The 14,692-nt window shown below is 63.2% G+C and carries 17 protein-coding genes and 1 riboswitch; of the genes, 16 read left to right on the top strand and 1 reads right to left on the bottom strand.

Annotated features, from left to right (window positions below; all coding sequences use genetic code 11):
• Positions 1-2 precede the first annotated feature (2 nt).
• The 15 genes from B0D78_RS07415 (at position 3) to pgsW (ending at position 12,756) form a co-directional block, all read left to right on the top strand.
• Positions 3-263: a hydrogenase subunit MbhD domain-containing protein gene (locus B0D78_RS07415; protein ID WP_078016340.1), complete on the top strand. Its 261-nt coding sequence runs from the start codon at positions 3-5 to the stop codon at positions 261-263.
• Positions 260-544, top strand: coding sequence for a hydrogen gas-evolving membrane-bound hydrogenase subunit E (gene mbhE, locus B0D78_RS07420; RefSeq protein WP_078016341.1), 285 nt, complete (start codon positions 260-262; stop codon positions 542-544). Before B0D78_RS07415 ends, mbhE begins: the two co-directional genes overlap by 4 nt.
• Positions 541-1,056: an MnhB domain-containing protein gene (locus tag B0D78_RS07425; RefSeq protein ID WP_078016342.1), complete on the top strand. Its 516-nt coding sequence runs from the start codon at positions 541-543 to the stop codon at positions 1,054-1,056. Before mbhE ends, B0D78_RS07425 begins: the two co-directional genes overlap by 4 nt.
• Entirely contained in the window at positions 1,043-1,396 is a 354-nt protein-coding gene (locus tag B0D78_RS07430) for a sodium:proton antiporter (RefSeq protein ID WP_009164176.1), read from the top strand. Before B0D78_RS07425 ends, B0D78_RS07430 begins: the two co-directional genes overlap by 14 nt.
• Positions 1,393-2,958, top strand: a complete 1,566-nt coding sequence (locus B0D78_RS07435) for a proton-conducting transporter transmembrane domain-containing protein (protein WP_078016343.1) — start codon at positions 1,393-1,395, stop codon at positions 2,956-2,958. Before B0D78_RS07430 ends, B0D78_RS07435 begins: the two co-directional genes overlap by 4 nt.
• Positions 2,958-3,293 carry a hydrogenase gene (locus tag B0D78_RS07440; protein WP_078016344.1) on the top strand — a complete coding sequence of 112 codons (336 nt, stop codon included), beginning with the start codon at positions 2,958-2,960 and terminating at the stop codon, positions 3,291-3,293. The genes B0D78_RS07435 and B0D78_RS07440 overlap by 1 nt, the downstream gene beginning before the upstream one ends.
• A gap of 12 nt (positions 3,294-3,305) precedes the next feature.
• Positions 3,306-3,776, top strand: a complete 471-nt coding sequence (locus B0D78_RS07445; RefSeq protein ID WP_078016345.1) for an NADH-quinone oxidoreductase subunit B family protein — start codon at positions 3,306-3,308, stop codon at positions 3,774-3,776.
• Between the two features lie 6 nt (positions 3,777-3,782).
• Positions 3,783-4,376, top strand: coding sequence for an NADH-quinone oxidoreductase subunit C (locus B0D78_RS07450; RefSeq protein ID WP_078016346.1), 594 nt, complete (start codon positions 3,783-3,785; stop codon positions 4,374-4,376).
• Positions 4,377-4,387: 11 nt separating this feature from the next.
• Entirely contained in the window at positions 4,388-5,626 is a 1,239-nt protein-coding gene (locus tag B0D78_RS07455; RefSeq protein ID WP_154528446.1) for a hydrogenase large subunit, read from the top strand.
• Positions 5,620-6,606, top strand: coding sequence for a respiratory chain complex I subunit 1 family protein (locus B0D78_RS07460; RefSeq protein ID WP_078016348.1), 987 nt, complete (start codon positions 5,620-5,622; stop codon positions 6,604-6,606). The genes B0D78_RS07455 and B0D78_RS07460 overlap by 7 nt, the downstream gene beginning before the upstream one ends.
• Before the next feature lie 21 nt (positions 6,607-6,627).
• Positions 6,628-7,206 (top strand): 4Fe-4S dicluster domain-containing protein, encoded by a 579-nt coding sequence (locus tag B0D78_RS07465; RefSeq protein WP_078016349.1) that lies wholly within the window; start codon positions 6,628-6,630, stop codon positions 7,204-7,206.
• 492 nt (positions 7,207-7,698) lie between these two features.
• Positions 7,699-9,051 (top strand): magnesium transporter, encoded by a 1,353-nt coding sequence (gene mgtE, locus B0D78_RS07470; protein ID WP_078016350.1) that lies wholly within the window; start codon positions 7,699-7,701, stop codon positions 9,049-9,051.
• Between the two features lie 71 nt (positions 9,052-9,122).
• Positions 9,123-10,454, top strand: coding sequence for a magnesium transporter (gene mgtE, locus B0D78_RS07475; protein WP_078016351.1), 1,332 nt, complete (start codon positions 9,123-9,125; stop codon positions 10,452-10,454).
• Between the two features lie 123 nt (positions 10,455-10,577).
• Positions 10,578-11,747, top strand: coding sequence for an MFS transporter (locus B0D78_RS07480; protein WP_240496144.1), 1,170 nt, complete (start codon positions 10,578-10,580; stop codon positions 11,745-11,747).
• An 88-nt stretch (positions 11,748-11,835) separates the two neighbouring features.
• Entirely contained in the window at positions 11,836-12,756 is a 921-nt protein-coding gene (gene pgsW, locus B0D78_RS07485; RefSeq protein ID WP_168170052.1) for a poly-gamma-glutamate system protein, read from the top strand.
• Positions 12,757-12,947: 191 nt separating this feature from the next.
• Here the strand turns inward: pgsW and B0D78_RS07490 are convergent, their stop codons facing one another.
• Positions 12,948-13,904 (bottom strand): carbohydrate kinase family protein, encoded by a 957-nt coding sequence (locus tag B0D78_RS07490; protein ID WP_078016354.1) that lies wholly within the window; start codon positions 13,902-13,904, stop codon positions 12,948-12,950.
• A 117-nt stretch (positions 13,905-14,021) separates the two neighbouring features.
• Positions 14,022-14,131, top strand: a riboswitch (TPP riboswitch).
• 38 nt (positions 14,132-14,169) lie between these two features.
• Between B0D78_RS07490 and thiT the strand changes: the two genes are divergently transcribed.
• A complete protein-coding gene (thiT, locus tag B0D78_RS07495; protein ID WP_078016355.1) occupies positions 14,170-14,673 on the top strand; it encodes an energy-coupled thiamine transporter ThiT in 504 nt (167 codons plus the stop codon).
• The last annotated feature ends 19 nt before the right edge of the window (positions 14,674-14,692 follow it).

Here is a 14,692-nt window from a genome sequence, read left to right on the forward strand (position 1 = left end):
GCGTGGACTGGCTACATTTTATAGTTCTGATCCTTTTGCTGGTTTCCGGCTTTTTCACGGTCTGGTTCCGCGACCTGCTTTGCTCGGTGATCTGTGCCGGGGCCTTCAGTCTGCTGCTGGCGCTTGAGTTTTACATCCTTCAGGCGCCCGACGTGGCGATCGCTCAGGCGGGCATCGGCGCGGCCCTCGACACGGCGATCTTCATCATCGCCCTGACGGGCATCGGTTACGTGCATCGCGGAAACGGAGGCGGACGCCGATGAAATCCGTGCGGATTCTTTTCGTCATTGCGGCCATTGTGATGGGCGGCGCGCTGATGGGCGCGGTTTCGTCGCTGCATCCTTTCGGCGTGCCTTCGGCTGAAGGACGCGCGGTGGACGAACACTATCTGGACCGCGCCGGCGCGGACCTGTCGTGCGAAAACGTGGTCACGTCCATCGTCTTCGACTACCGCGGTTTCGACACGATCGGCGAGTCGACGGTGTTGTTTGCGGCGCTTCTCTCGGTGATGATGCTGTTCCGCAAGGGGGGCAGAAAACAATGAAGAGCAGGAGCATGCGCCCGCTTTCCGTGATCGCGCGCACGGCCTGCGACATGTACGCGTGGTTCATGGTGGCTTTCGGCGCCTATGTGATCGTCCACGGCGACATCACGCCCGGCGGCGGCTTCCAGGGCGGCGCGATCTGCGCGACGTTCCTGGCGCTGATGCTGGTCACCCAGGGCAGCTCTTACGTCTCGGCGTGGCTGAACGAGAATTTTTACAAAGTCTGCCTGTTCCTGGGGCTGTTCATGTTCATCGGTTTCGGCCTGATGGGATTGGGCTGGGCGATGGACGGCACGATGATGCTGAACTGGGCTGCGGTAGCTCACGACCGACTGGCGGCGGTAAAGCCCTGGTGGCCGCCTTCCGGCACGGTCGCGCTGATGGATATCGCCGTCGGCATCGAAGTCGCCGGCGGACTGAGCCTGATTCTGATGACGATGTTCCGGGCCATTCGTCTGGGCACGGTTCAGGAGGACGGCATGGGAAAGGAGACTGGTCATGATCAGCGCTAATCTGCCTTATTTCGTGGTGGCCGTGCTTTTCTTGATCGGCCTTCTCGGCGTCCTGCTGGAGACGAACATGATCAAGATCGGCATTGCCATCGACGTGATGGAATCGGCTGCCAACATGTTCCTGATCGTGCTGGGGTACCGCGAGGGCGGTTATATCCCGGTCAAGTTCCTGATGCCGGCCGGCACGGAGAACTTTGTGCTGCCTACGCCTCAGGCGCTGACGCTGACGGCCATCGTCATCGCGCTGGCGACGTCGGCGCTGATGCTGTCGCTGATCGTCATGCTGTATCGCCATTACGGCACGCTTGACGTGCGCGAGATCAGGAGGCTGAGAGGATGAGGCTGATGAACCATCTTCCGGCGCTGGCGCTGGCTCTGCCTCTTTTGGCCGCTTTTGCGACGCCGCTTTTCGCCGCGGTGAGCGCCAAGGCGCGCAACCGTTGGGTGACGTGCGTCTCCGCGCTGGTGACGCTGGTTGTCTTCGCGCTGCTGCATCGCGTGCTCGTCCAGGGCACGCAGATCTACGTGATGGGGGCGCCTTCGTGGAACATCTCGTTGCCTTCGGGATTTGCCATTCCCGTGCGCATCATCCTCGAAGTCGACGCGTTCAACGCGCTGGCGGCCTGCGCGGCGGCTCTGGCGCAGCTGGCGGGCACGATCTACGGCCTGAAATTCGTGAAGAAATTCACCGGGCTCGAGTTTTACAGCGCGCTGTTTCTGCTGTTGACGGCCGGCACGATGGGCATGATCCTGACCGGCGACCTGTTCAACTTTTTCGTGTTTCTCGAGATCAGTTCGGTGGCGTCCTTCGGCCTGATCGCGTTCTGGCGCGACCGTCCCGAGTCGGTCGAGGCTTCCTACAAGTACATGCTGGTGTCGCAGCTGGCGGCCCAGCTGGTGCTGATCGGGCTGGCGTTCATCTACGGGCGTTACGGCGTGCTCAACATGGCCGCTTTCAGCCGCGCCGTGCAGCCCGACCTGATCAGCAAAGTGGTGCTGGTCTTCATTCTCGTCGCGCTGGGCATGAAGTGCGGCGCGTTCCCGATGCACATGTGGATGCCCGATTCCTACGCCGAGGCCCCCGCTTCCGTGACGGTAATGCTGGTGGCGACCAGCCAGGCTTCGCTCGTGGTGCTCTGCCGCTTCTGCTTCTCGCTGTACGGTACGGCGATCGGTTCGGCGGCGGTGCCCTGGGCGCTGATCGTCATGGGCTGCCTGTCCATGTTCGGCGGCGTGTCCATGGCGGTGGTGCAGCACGAAGTGAAACGCCTGATGGGCTATCACTCGGTGTCGCAGGTGGGGTACATGCTCACGGCGTTCGGCGTCGGGCTGCTGGCTTTGGGCGACGCGACGGCCATGAACGATTACGGCCTGGCGGCGGTATCCGGCGGACTTTATCACATGATCAACTACATTCTTTACAAGGGATTGCTGTTCCTCTGCGCCGGCGCTCTGTATTACGTCGCGGGCAGCCGCGATCTCGACAAAATGGGCGGCTTGGCGCGGCGCATGCCGGTCACGAGCGTGCTGTTCCTGATCGCCGCGGCCGCTATTTCCGGCCTGCCGCCGTTCAACGGTTTTGTCTCCAAGTGGATGATCTACGAGAGCGTCTACGCGGTCCATCCGTTCCTGATGGTGGTGGCGCTGGTCTCGTCGGTGCTGACGCTGGCTTCCTTCGTCAAGGTCTACCAGACGGCGTTCCTCGGTCCCGAGCGCTCTCAGTTCGCGGCGGTCCGCGAGGTGCCGAAGTCGATGATCGCCGGCATGGTGGTGCTGGCGGCGGCGATTCTCGTGCTTTCGCTGTTCCCCTCGTGGACGGTGAACACGCTGGTGCGCCCGGCGGCGGAGGCTCTGGTGGACAAGGCCTCTTACGGAGCGGCAGTGATGGGAGGTGCTTTGTGATGTTCGGCAGCATTTTCTCCGGCGCCGGTTTCTGGGATGCGGGGGCGTGGATCCTGGCGTTCCTCTTCGTGGGGGGAGCGGCGCTTTTCATCCGCCGGATGGGACGCAGCGATTACAAGAAGGGGACTGACCAGGACGAAATTTACTATTCGGGCAACGTCATCCCCGACGCGGAGGTCTTTACGGTCCCGGCCAGCTCTTCCTACTGGGGATTCCGCGAAGCGCTGAAGGGCTATTATTCCCACCTGACGGCGCTGCACCGCGGCATCGCTACGGAGTACGTGGGCTGGTTCGTGTTCACGGCCGCCCTGATTCTCACGTTTGTGCTCGTTTAGGAGGCTGCCGTCATGAAGCTGGAAAATTATCTTCAGGTCTTGCTCAAGTCGCTGTGGTTTTTTACGCTCAACAGCGGTTCCTGCAACGGCTGCGACATCGAAATCGTCGCCAGTCTGACGCCCCGTTACGACATCGAGCGTCTCGGGCTGAAGCTGACGGGCACGCCGCGCCATGCCGACGTTCTTCTGGTCACCGGCCCGGTGACGCGCTTCATGGAGCCGAAGCTGCGCCAGATCTACGCGCAGATCCCCGACCCCAAGGTGGTCATCGCCGTGGGCAACTGCGCCACGTCCGGCGACGTGTTCTTCAAATCCTACAATCTCGTCGGCCCCGTGGATCGCATCGTGCCCGTAGACGTGTACGTGCACGGCTGCGCCATCCGCCCCGAAGCGTTGATCGAGGGCGTGGCCAAGGCGGTCACGTTGTTGGAAGCCAAGCGGGCCGCGCTGCTGGACAAAAGCGCGGCGGGAGAGGGGGCGTAATCCGCGATGGACATGCTGGCAAGCGCGCAATCGAAAAAATATCCCACGTCGATGGAAATCTACGCGGATAAAAATGTGAATTACAAAACGCCTCAGGAAGCGCTCGAATTTCTTCAGAGCCGTTTCGGCGACGCCGTGACGGAAACGGAGCTGCGCGAGTACAAAGAGGGCGTATGCCAGTATTCGCGCTGGCATCTGCTGCTTACCGTCAGGCGCGAGAGGTTCCTCGATCTCGTGGACGCCCTCGGTGAGCTGGACTTTCCCCATTTTCACGTGACCAGCGGCAACGACGACGGCGACGCGATCCGGCAGATCTACCACTTCTCGCTGTTCCGCCGCGAAGGACGCGGCAAGGAACTGACGGTCACGGTCACGGTGCGCGTGCCCGAGACCGACCTGGTCATGCCGTCGCTGCACGGGCGCAATCCCGGCGTCGGTTTCAGCGAGCGCGAGATGAACGAGATGCTCGGCGTCGCTCACGACGGACAGCCCAACACGGATCTCGTCTTCCTGCCCGACGGCTGGGACCGCGCGATCCTGCCCTGGCGCCGCGACGAGACCGGCCCCGAGGGCAAGGGCGTCATCAATGAGCTCGATTAGGAGGTGCCGTGATGACCAAAACCTATAAACTTCCCATCGGTCCCGCGCACGTGGGGCTCAAGGAACCTGTCACGGCGTGGCTCGACATCGAGGGGGAACGCATCGTCGACGCGACGGTCCGCCCCGGCGCGATCCATCGCGGCATCGAGTTCATGAGCCGCGAGCGCAATCCCGTCCAGGTCATCTTTCTGGCCGAGCGGATCTGCGGCATCTGTTCGTTCAGTCATTCCATCGCCTATGCCAAGGCCGTGGAAGACGCCGCCAAAGTCCAGGTGCCCGTGCGCGGTCAATACATCCGCTCGCTGGTGCTGGAACTGGAGCGCGTTCACTCCCACATCCTGTGGCTGAGCGTGGCCTGCTATTCGATCGGTTTCGACAGCGCCTTTCACCTCGGCATGGCCCTGCGCGAAAAGGTCATGGACGTCCTGGAAGCGCTCACCGGCAACCGCGTCAACTACGCCGTGACGGCCATCGGCGGCGTGCGCTGGGACGTGACGCCGAAGGTGGACCGCGTCGTGCGCGACATGATCGCTTATTACCGCAGCGAGTTCCACGAATATTACGACGCCGTGATCAACGATCCGGTGGTCAAGGCCCGTCTGCGCGACGTAGGCGTGCTCCCCACGGGCGACGCCGTGCGTCTGGACGCGCTCGGGCCGACGTCGCGCGGCAGCGGCGTGCGCGCCGACGTGCGCGAGTCGTCGCCCTACGACGCGTACTGCGACATTCCCGTCAAGGCCATCGTGCCTCAGGACTATTTCGGCGAAGTTCACGGCGACGTGCTCGACCGTTTCCTCGTGCGCCTGCTCGAGGTCTATCAATCGCTCGATCTGCTCGAAAGCATCCTCGAGGGGCTGCCCGAAGGCCCGATCACGGCGTTTCCGAAGCCGGTCGCCGGGCTGGCCAAACTGAAGGCGGCCGGCGGCTTTGGCTACGGCTGCATCGAGGCGCCCCGCGGCGACGTCACGCACGTGGTGGAGCTGAAAGCCGGCGACGAGAACGTCTTCATGTGGAAAGTCCGCGCCCCCACCTACGCAAACGCCCAGGCCTGGCCGCTGATGTTCATCGGCAACGAGATCGCCGACGCGGCGCTGATCATCAACAGCATCGACCCGTGCATCTCCTGCATGGAGCGCATGGTGCTGACCGACCGTGCGGCGAACCGTCAGGGCGTGGTCACCAAGGACGAACTTTTGAAGATGAGCCGCGAGAAGACGGCTGACCTGAGGAGGAAGATGGGCCAATGCTGATTCTGAAAATCATCCTCGCGCTTCTGCTGTCGCTCTTTGTCGTTCTCTTCGCGTTGTATTTCCAGGCGCTGGACCGCATCGGTCATGCCCGCATGCAGCGTCGTCTCGGGCCGCCCCTCCTGCAGGGATTTTACGATTTCTTCAAGCTGCTCGGCAAGGAGAACATCACGCCGCGCCGCGCGGTGGGCTGGATTTTCAACGGCGCGCCGGTAGTCGCGCTGGCGGCGGGGCTGATGATCTTTTTGTACATCCCCATGGGCTCGGTGCCGGCGGTGCTTTCCGGCCGCGGCGACATGATCACCGTGCTGTACCTGATCACGCTGTCGAGCATCAGTCTGGCCATGGCGGCCTTCGCTTCCGGTTCGCCGATCGCCACGATCGGCGCTCAGCGCGAGATCGTGCTGATGATGAGCTTCGAGATCCCCACGGCGATCATCGTCTCCTCGATCGCGTGGCTGGCCAGTCGGGCCGGCGTGCCGGGCGCGCCTTTCGCGCTGTCGACGTACAACGTCAGCAGCCCGTGGAGCATGGTGGGCTGGAGCGGATTCATCGGCCTGCTCTGCTTCCTTTTCTCGGCGCTGATGATCACTCCGGGCGAAAGCGGCACGGGGCTGATGGACATTGCCGAGGCCAAGACGGAGATCCTCGAGGGCATGACGGTGGAGTTCAGCGGCGTCAACCTGGCGCTGGTCAACCTGTCGATCACTGTGCGCTCGCTGGCATTTTCGGCGCTGATCGTGGGGCTGTTCTTTCCCGGCTCGCTGTTCGCCGGCAGTCTGCCCAAAGCCGCGGTCTACGTCGTGGATTTCTTCTGGTTCTGGCTGAAAGTGCTGGCGGCGGCGCTGATCGGCGTCACGTATCTGCGCAGCGTCTTCGGACGGCTCAAGATCTGGCAGGCCGCGCGTTTCTACTGGGGGTACGTGGGACTGCTGTCCCTCGCCGGCATGATCCTGATCACCGTCGAGATCATGCTTCATTAAAGGAAAGGGAGGAGATCCGCAATGCTGAACGCCATGTCGCTGACGGTGCTCCGTCAGTTCTTTATGCACTGCCTGACCCGTCCCTTCCCCGCCATGCGCATGCCCGATTCCATGAGCGGCGCGCTGCAGGCGGCGGCCGAGGGCAAAGTCGTTCTCAATCCCGCCGTGCCGCGTTGGGGGCGCTTCCGCGGGCGCCTGAATTACGACCGCGCCAAGTGCATCGGCTGCGGCATGTGCACCAAGGTCTGTCCGGCGCGCGCCATCGTCTTCGATCCCGACACCGAAGGGCAGAAGCCCCGCAAGGTGATGCTGCACGGCGATCGCTGCTGTTTCTGCGCGCAGTGCAACGACGTCTGCCCGGTGTCGGCGCTGAGCATGACGACCGATTTCGCCTTTGCCAGCTCCGGCGACCGCAAAACCGGTACGACCCGGAAGGACACAGGCACGGCGGCCCGCCTGCCGTTCCAGAAGGAATGGCTCGACCCCAAACCGGGCGAAGTGGAGGAGTTCCTGCCGCCGGAACTGCCCGAGGAGGCCCCCTCGGTTTCCGCAGAACCTCCGGCGCCTGCCGCGCAGCCCGCTGCGGTTGAAGGGGAATAAGCGCGTTTCATGCGCGCGCAAAAAAATCGCCCGGTCTCGCGAAGACCGGGCGATTTTTTTTGCGCACTCCGTCCCTTTTTTACGCGGGCGCGTGAAAAATCCTTTTTGGTCACTTGATTCATTTTTTGCGAGTGTGTATCATAATAAAACGTTGCCCTGAAAAGAGCCATACTATTCCTCAATGACAAGGCCAAACACAAGGGCGCTGCGAGGAAGATCCACGAAGCGAGCTGCGCGCCCCGCGCAGCGGTCGAGCTCCTTTTGAGTGACTGGACTTCCTCGCGGCGCCCGGCAAACCGTGGTGACGCTTTTTAGCAAAAAATAGTATCGGGGCGTTTCCATGAGAAGGAGGCGGTCGGAAACCGATGGACCAACACGCTGACGGTATCCCCTTACGATTCGGCACACTAGCTCCGGCGGTTTTCGCTCGGCTCTGACGTTCCTTTCGCGTCGGCTGCCGCCGCTGCCGGAACGCGAAAGGAGTGTTTTTTTTTGGAACGCAACAAACTTTTTGAGCAGATCGAGAACTGTATCGACCGGAAGCGCTTCCGCGAGGCCAAAGAGCTGCTCTCCGACATGGAACCGATCGACATCGCCGAAGGGCTGGAGCGCGATCTGCCGCCGGCCCGCCTGGTATTTTATTTCCGCCTGCTGCCCAAAGATCTGGCCGTCGAGGTGTTCGAGCTGCTGGACATCGAGGAGCAGGAACGCTTTTTGCAGCACGCCACGGACGACGAAGTCAAAGAGATCATCGAGGAGATGTCCGACGACGACCGCACGGAACTGTTCGACGAGCTGCCGGCGACCACGGTGAAGCGCCTGCTGCAGAAGCTGTCGCCCGAGGAACGAAAGCTGGCCAACACGCTGCTGGGCTATCCGCAGGACAGCGCCGGCCGCATCATGACGCCCGAGTACATCGACCTCAAGGCGCACATGACGGCCGAAGCGGCGCTCGTGCGCATCCGCCAGAAAGCGCGCAGCAAGGAGACCATCTACACGTGCTGCGTCACCGACGAGGGACGCCACCTGCTCGGCATGGTCGAGCTGGAGGACCTGATCCTCGCCGACCCGCAGACGGAAGTGCTCGACATCATGGACGGCGGCCCCGTCTCCGTGCCGACCACCGCCGACCAGGAAGAAGCCGCACAGATCATCTCCCGCTACGACCTGCACACGTTGCCGGTGGTGGACAAGGAAAACCGCCTGGTCGGAATTATCACCTTCGACGACATTCTCGACGTCGTCGAAGAGGAGGCTACGGAAGACTTCGAGCGCATGGCGGGCATCGAGCCGGTCGAGGAAGATTACCTCGACGCCGGGCTTTTCACCGTCGCGCGCAAGCGTTTCATCTGGCTGATCGTCTGCATCGTCGCCGAAGCGCTGACGTCGACGGTGCTCAAACATTACGCGCCGATCGTGCAGCACGTCGTTTCGTTGACTTTTTTCGTGCCGCTGCTGATCGGCACCGGCGGCAACGCCGGCACCCAGGCGGCGACGCTGATGATCCGCGGCATGACCGTGGGAGAGGTGCAGTGGCGCGACCTGGGGCGGATCATCCTGCGCGAGACGATGACCGGGCTTCTGCTCGGAAGCGCGCTGGGCCTGTTGGGCATGGCGCGGGCCTGGATGATCGGCACGGGAACCGCCGTGGCCTGGACGGTGGCGGCGGCGGTAACGCTGATCGTACTGCTGGGCAATCTGGCGGGGACGCTGCTGCCGCTGCTGGCCCGCGCCGTCAGGCTGGATCCGGCGATCATGTCCGGGCCGCTGATCACGACGGTCGTCGACGTCTGCGGGCTGATCGTCTATTTCGAGCTCGCCGGCGTTTTTATCGGCCTGAGTTGAGCGGTCTGTGTCCGCGATGAGGTGACGAACATGAAAAAAATCTGCGTTTTGGATCGGGAGGACGACCCGCCATGTCCGCCCGCATGGGATACAGTTCTCGTCTGAAGACGCTGCTGCAGCAGGGGCGCCTGGACGAGGCCCGGCTGATGATCCGGGGCATGACGCCGGAAGTGCTGGAGGAGGAACTGCTGCGTCTGCCGCCGCGAAGCGGCCTGGCGCTGTGCAGCATTTTGAAACCGGCCCGTCTGGCCGTGCTGATCGAAGGCCTGTCGCGCCGCGAAAAACAGAAGCTGCTGAGCAGCGCTTCGATCCCCGAGCTGCGGGGGCTGTTCCTGTCGCTGCCGGAGCGTCTGCTGCCGGAGCTGCTGAACGCCCTGCCTTCGCGCCAAAAGCATCCGTTGCTGGAAAAACTGCCGAAGAACCTGCAAAAGCTTTTGCAGCCCAAGAAAGAGTGGCCGGAAGATTCCGTCGGCTACATCATGAGCGGCAACGGCGTGGTCCTGTCGCCGCGGGACACGGTGGCCGGAGCGCTGGACAAGATCCGGCGCGACGCGCCGGGCAAGGATCTGGTCTATCACTGCTTCGTCATCGACGGCGAGCGTTTCGCCGGCACGGCGGCGCTGGAAGACCTCGTTCTCGCCGCGCCGGAAGTGAAGGTCGAGCAGCTCACGGAAGAGGACTGCCACGCCGTGCCGCCCGAAATGGACCGCGCCGAGGCGGCGCGCATCATGTCGCGCTACGACGTGCAGGTGCTGCCGGTCGTGAAGGACGGGCGGCTCCTCGGCGCGCTGCCCTTCGACGACGTGCTCGACGTCATGGAAGACGAAAACACCGAGCTGTTCCACCACGCCGGCGGACTTTACGGCGACAACGACGAGGGCAGTCTGTGGGGCGAAGCGCTGCGGCGCTTCCCCTGCCTGCTGCTCTGTCTGGTGACGGGCATCCTCACCACGGGCATCATGGAAAACTACGAGGACATGCTCTCGCAGGTGCTGGCGCTCTCGTTCTTCGTGCCGCTGCTGATCGACACGGGCGGCAACGTGGGCGCGCAGATCTCGGTGCTGATCATCCGCTCGATGGGGCTGGGGCGTCTGGAAAGCAGCGTGCTGGGGCGGGTGCTGCTGCGCGAATTGGTCACGGCCCTGCTGCTGGGCGGCGCCATGGCCCTGCTGGCGGCGGGACGGTCGCTTTTCATCGGCGCGGGCGCGCAGGTCACGTTCGTGGTCGCCATGGCGATGATCTGCGTGGTCGTGGCGTCCGACCTGCTCGGCGCGCTCATGCCCTTCGTCGTCAAACGCCTCGGCTTCGACCCGGCGCTGATCTCCGGGCCGCTGCTGGCCACGATCGTCGACGTGCTGGGGCTGGCGCTGTACTTCGCCGTGGCGAGCATGGTGCTGCTGTAGCCGTTTGTGAAAAAAAGGGAGCGCCACGCTCCCGAAGCGGGGAAGAGGCTGAAAATGAATCGAAACGCGGAGTCGGGGGAAAAGAATTCATCGTATCGTTACGTCATTGCGGCCGTGAGTTTTATGTTCATGTTTGTAGCCATGGGGCTGGGCAACGCTCCCAACGGGCAGTATCTTGCCCCGGTGACGCGGGAGTTCGGCCTGAGCCGGGCCGATTTTTCCCTGACCTTCAGCATGAGGTATCTGTTCACGACGATTTTCAATCTGCTGTGGCTGAAAATTTTTACGAAGATCGGCATCCGCCGGACGGTCGGCGCCGGTTTTCTGTTCCTCGCGGCGGCGTTTTTCATCTTTTCGTCTTCCAGCACGCTGCCCGGGTTTTACGCCGGCGGCATCCTGCAGGGCACCGCGCTGGCCCTGTGCACCAGCGCGTCCTGTTCTTATCTGGTGGACAACTGGTTCACGGAGCGCAAAGGCACCGTGCTGGGCATTGTTTTTGCTGCCAGCGGCATCGGCGGCGCCCTCGGCAACGTGCTCGTGGCGCGCTGGATCGCGCAGAACGGCTGGCGTTTCTCCTACCGTTTGACTTCGTTCCTGATCCTGGGCATCGGCCTCGGTCTGACGTTGTTCGTGCGCGTGCGCCGCAGGCCGGAAAACGCCGCTTTGCAAAAGGCGCGCGCAGAGCCTTCCGACGCCGGACCGTCGCTTGCGGAGCTACGCCGTACGGGCCGTTTTTACGCGCTGTTCGCGATCGTGTTCGTGCTCGGCTGGCTGTGCAATCCTGTCTATACGATCGCTCCCGCGCATCTGGTGGATCGCGGTTTCGATCCCGTCTTTGCCGGGCAGATGACGGGGCTGATGTTCATCGTGCTGGGCGCGGCCAAGGTCCTCTGGGGCGCGCTGTACGACCGTTTCGGGCTTCGGCCTGTATTCCTGACGAGCTGCGCGTGCGGCGTCGCCGCGCTGCTGACGCTTTCCCGCGCCTCGGGCGAGCTTTCCGCCGTCGCGTTCGCCGTGCTGCTGGGCTTTGCCATGCCGGTGGAGACCATCATGGTGCCGCTGCTGGTGACGAATCTTCTGGGGGCTCGGGCGTATACGGCGATGATCGGCGTTTTCTTCGCGCTCATGTCCGCCGGCATCGCCGTCGGCAACCCGCTGATCAACTTCGGTTACAGCCTCGCCGGCAGTTACTCGCCCGTGCTGATCCTCTACGCCGGGCTCTTTGCGCTCTGCGCCGCTCTGTATCTGTGGTGCGAACGCGAGGCGGAACGTTTTGGAAAAAGAGCCCATTGAAAGATCGCGACAGAAAAAACTCGGAAACAGCCGCTCCGTTTCTGAGTTTTTATTGTCCGTGCGCCGCGACGTCATGAAGGTGGGAACGATGAAAAGAATTTTCTTGTGTTTGGTTCTGGCGCTGGCGGCACGTTCCGCTTGCGCCTTCGAAGACGCGAGGCAGAACGCTGCGGTCGATTTGATGCGCCGCTGCGAGGCGGTGCTGTGGGAAGAAAAGTTGAGGCGCGTGCCCGATTTCGACGTGCGCCTCGATCCCGATCGTACCGGCTTGGTGGGCGAGGAGTTCACCGCGCTGGCCACGACCCCCGGCAGCTGGCACGACAAGCGCGCGGCCGCCCAGCCGGAAATGGCCGGGGCCCTGGCCGGCTATCTGATCCGCGCCGGCGTCAGAGAAGGAGATTGGATCGGCATCAACGCCACCAGTTCCTACCCCGGTTTCACGATGGCCGCGCTCTGCGCGGCGCGAACGCTGAAACTGAACACGGTCTTCGTGCTCTCCTACGGCGCTTCCATGTATGGCGGCACGCTGCCGCAGTTCACCGTGCCGGTGATGCTCGACGCGCTGCGCGAACGCGGCGTCATGGACGTGAAGATCGACGCGCTGACGCCGGGCGGCATGGACGACCGCATGCGCCGGAACATCCTCGATGAGGATGTGCTGCCGCTCGTGCGCCGGCTCATGAGCGAGCGCCGCGAAACCTGCATGATCCCGGCAGATCTCCGCATGTCCATGGCTTTCCGGCAGATGCTCTTCGCTGCAAAGCCCATCACAGCCTTCATCAGCTGCGGCGGTTCGTGGCTGAGCCTTGGGCGCAGCATGGAAGAAGGCGCCGTTCTGCCTCACGGGCTGATCATGCCGCCCTGGCCGGTAAAGCCGAAAACGTGGGATCGCGGCCTGATCATGGATTTTCTCGAAAAAGGCGTGCCCTGCATCCATCTGCTGTTCACCAAAGGTGTGTGCCGCGACTGGGATCTGCCTCACGGCACGGGGCCCGAACCGAATTTCTGATACCGGTTTTCAATGGAAAGGCGTCGTTGAAAATATTGCGCATCGGCGCGGGAAAAAATGAGAATTGACGATAAATCGGGATTGTTCCACGTAGAACAGTCCGCACGAAAAAGCCTGCCGATCGAGCGATCGGCAGGCTTTTTCCGTTTGTCGCTTTTTCGTTCTTCTTGGCGTTCTTCGCCGCCTTACGCTCACTGATGCGTGCCGTTGGCGCCGTAAATGTCGCGGAAGCGGGGCATGGCGGCGATGGCGCCCCTCTTTTCGCAGACGCGGGCGGCGACGGCCGAAGCGCCGGAACCGATCCAGCGCGCCTGTTCCGCGGTCAGTTCGTCCCAAGCGGTGGCGTCGGGCAGGCTGAACAGGCCGCGCAGCAGACCGGCGGCATAGCCGTCGCCGCAGCCGGTCGTGTCGGCGACGGCGACCGAGTAGGCGAAGAGGCGCTCGCAGACCTGGCCGGAAGCGATCAGCGAACCTTGCGCGCCGGCGGTGAGGACGGTGAGCGCGCCGCGGCGGGCCTGGTGCATGGCGGCGAAGCTGTCGTTGACGTCCTCGCCGGGGAAGAACCATTCGATGTCGTCGCGGCTGAATTTGACGAGCTGCGGGCGGATCATGAATTTCAGCGCCCGTTCGCAGTAGTTTTGCTTGTCGGCGATCAGCGCGGGACGGACGTTGAGATCGAACGACACGGGAACGCCGGCATCGTAGAATTTTTCCGCCAAGGCTTCCTGCGCGGACGCGCCCGGTTCGGAGGCGAGCATGACGCCGCCGCAGTGCAGGCCGCTGAAGTCGTTCGGGTCGATCTCTGCCACGTCGTCGGGCGTCACGGATTCGTCGGCGCAGCCCGCGCGGCGGAAGGCGAAGTTCGGTTGCCCCGAGGTGGCGAGGCGCACTTGCGCAGCGGCGGTGGCGCGGTCTTTTTTGTAGACGGTGAAGCGGTGGTCGATGCGCTCGCGGTCGAACAGCCGCAGCAGCGCGCGTCCTTCCTCGTCGCCGCCGATGCCGCCGCAGAAGGCCGCCGGTAGTTCGAGCCGCGCCGCGCCGACGGCGGCGTTGAGCACGGAACCGCCGGGCAGGGAGCTTTGCAGTTCGCCTGCGGCGTCGTAAAACTGGTCCATCAGCGCTTCCCCAAAGAACAGAACTGGTCTCATCGTCTTTTTCTCCTTTTGTGCCGCTGGGACGGCGCGTTCGTTTTCACAAGTCTACCATAGCCGGGGGCCTTTCGGCGAGACGGTCTTGACGCGTCCGCCCGGAACGATGATAATAAAAGCAGGAACCGGGGGCGTCGGCGTATCCGGCTGAGAGGAGACGAAACGGTCTCGACCCTTGGAACCTGATCCGGTTCATACCGGTGCAGGGAAGGTGCGGGTTTTCCCGTCCCCTGTAAATCTTTTGATTTTACGGGAGGTCTTTTTGATGTATCAACGCAGCAAAACGCAGTCGGTGGTGGAGGCGGCGCTGTGCATTGCGCTGGCGGTGGTGTTCTCGCGGCTGAGGCTGTTCCGTCTGCCTCAGGGCGGTTCGGTGACGCTGGAGATCGTGCCGCTGCTGGTGTACGCGATGCGCTGGGGACTGTTGAAGGGGATCGGCGCGGGCGCCGTGGCCGGCCTTCTGCAGTACGTGATGGGCGGCTACGTGGTCCATCCCGTGCAAGGGATGCTCGATTATCCGCTGGCCTACGCGGCGCTGGGGCTGGCGGCGCTGGGCGGGGAACACGTCTTCGCCGGCATCCTTGTCGCCGTGGCGGCGCGGATCGTCTGCCATGTGGCCTCGGGCGTGGTGTTCTTCGCGTCCTACGCGCCGGCGGGCACGCATCCGCTGGTCTACTCGCTGCTGTACAACGGCAGCTTCATGGCCGCCAACATGGTGATCGCGCTGATCCTGGTGCCGCTGATTTTGGCGCGGCTGAAAAAATTCTGAGCGATACGGAGGTGGCGCC

The sequence above is a fragment of the Pyramidobacter sp. C12-8 genome, from assembly GCF_002007215.1.
Lineage (GTDB): Bacteria > Synergistota > Synergistia > Synergistales > Dethiosulfovibrionaceae > Pyramidobacter.

Coding starts and splice junctions, on each gene's coding strand:
- mbhE (WP_078016341.1), top strand. CDS start 260: ATGAAATCCGTGCGGATTCTTTTCGTCATTGCGGCCATTGTGATGGGC.
- B0D78_RS07425 (WP_078016342.1), top strand. CDS start 541: ATGAAGAGCAGGAGCATGCGCCCGCTTTCCGTGATCGCGCGCACGGCC.
- B0D78_RS07430 (WP_009164176.1), top strand. CDS start 1,043: ATGATCAGCGCTAATCTGCCTTATTTCGTGGTGGCCGTGCTTTTCTTG.
- B0D78_RS07435 (WP_078016343.1), top strand. CDS start 1,393: ATGAGGCTGATGAACCATCTTCCGGCGCTGGCGCTGGCTCTGCCTCTT.
- B0D78_RS07440 (WP_078016344.1), top strand. CDS start 2,958: ATGTTCGGCAGCATTTTCTCCGGCGCCGGTTTCTGGGATGCGGGGGCG.
- B0D78_RS07445 (WP_078016345.1), top strand. CDS start 3,306: ATGAAGCTGGAAAATTATCTTCAGGTCTTGCTCAAGTCGCTGTGGTTT.
- B0D78_RS07450 (WP_078016346.1), top strand. CDS start 3,783: ATGGACATGCTGGCAAGCGCGCAATCGAAAAAATATCCCACGTCGATG.
- B0D78_RS07455 (WP_154528446.1), top strand. CDS start 4,388: ATGACCAAAACCTATAAACTTCCCATCGGTCCCGCGCACGTGGGGCTC.
- B0D78_RS07460 (WP_078016348.1), top strand. CDS start 5,620: ATGCTGATTCTGAAAATCATCCTCGCGCTTCTGCTGTCGCTCTTTGTC.
- B0D78_RS07465 (WP_078016349.1), top strand. CDS start 6,628: ATGCTGAACGCCATGTCGCTGACGGTGCTCCGTCAGTTCTTTATGCAC.
- mgtE (WP_078016351.1), top strand. CDS start 9,123: ATGTCCGCCCGCATGGGATACAGTTCTCGTCTGAAGACGCTGCTGCAG.
- B0D78_RS07480 (WP_240496144.1), top strand. CDS start 10,578: ATGTTCATGTTTGTAGCCATGGGGCTGGGCAACGCTCCCAACGGGCAG.
- pgsW (WP_168170052.1), top strand. CDS start 11,836: ATGAAAAGAATTTTCTTGTGTTTGGTTCTGGCGCTGGCGGCACGTTCC.
- B0D78_RS07490 (WP_078016354.1), bottom strand. CDS start 13,904: ATGAGACCAGTTCTGTTCTTTGGGGAAGCGCTGATGGACCAGTTTTAC.
- thiT (WP_078016355.1), top strand. CDS start 14,170: ATGTATCAACGCAGCAAAACGCAGTCGGTGGTGGAGGCGGCGCTGTGC.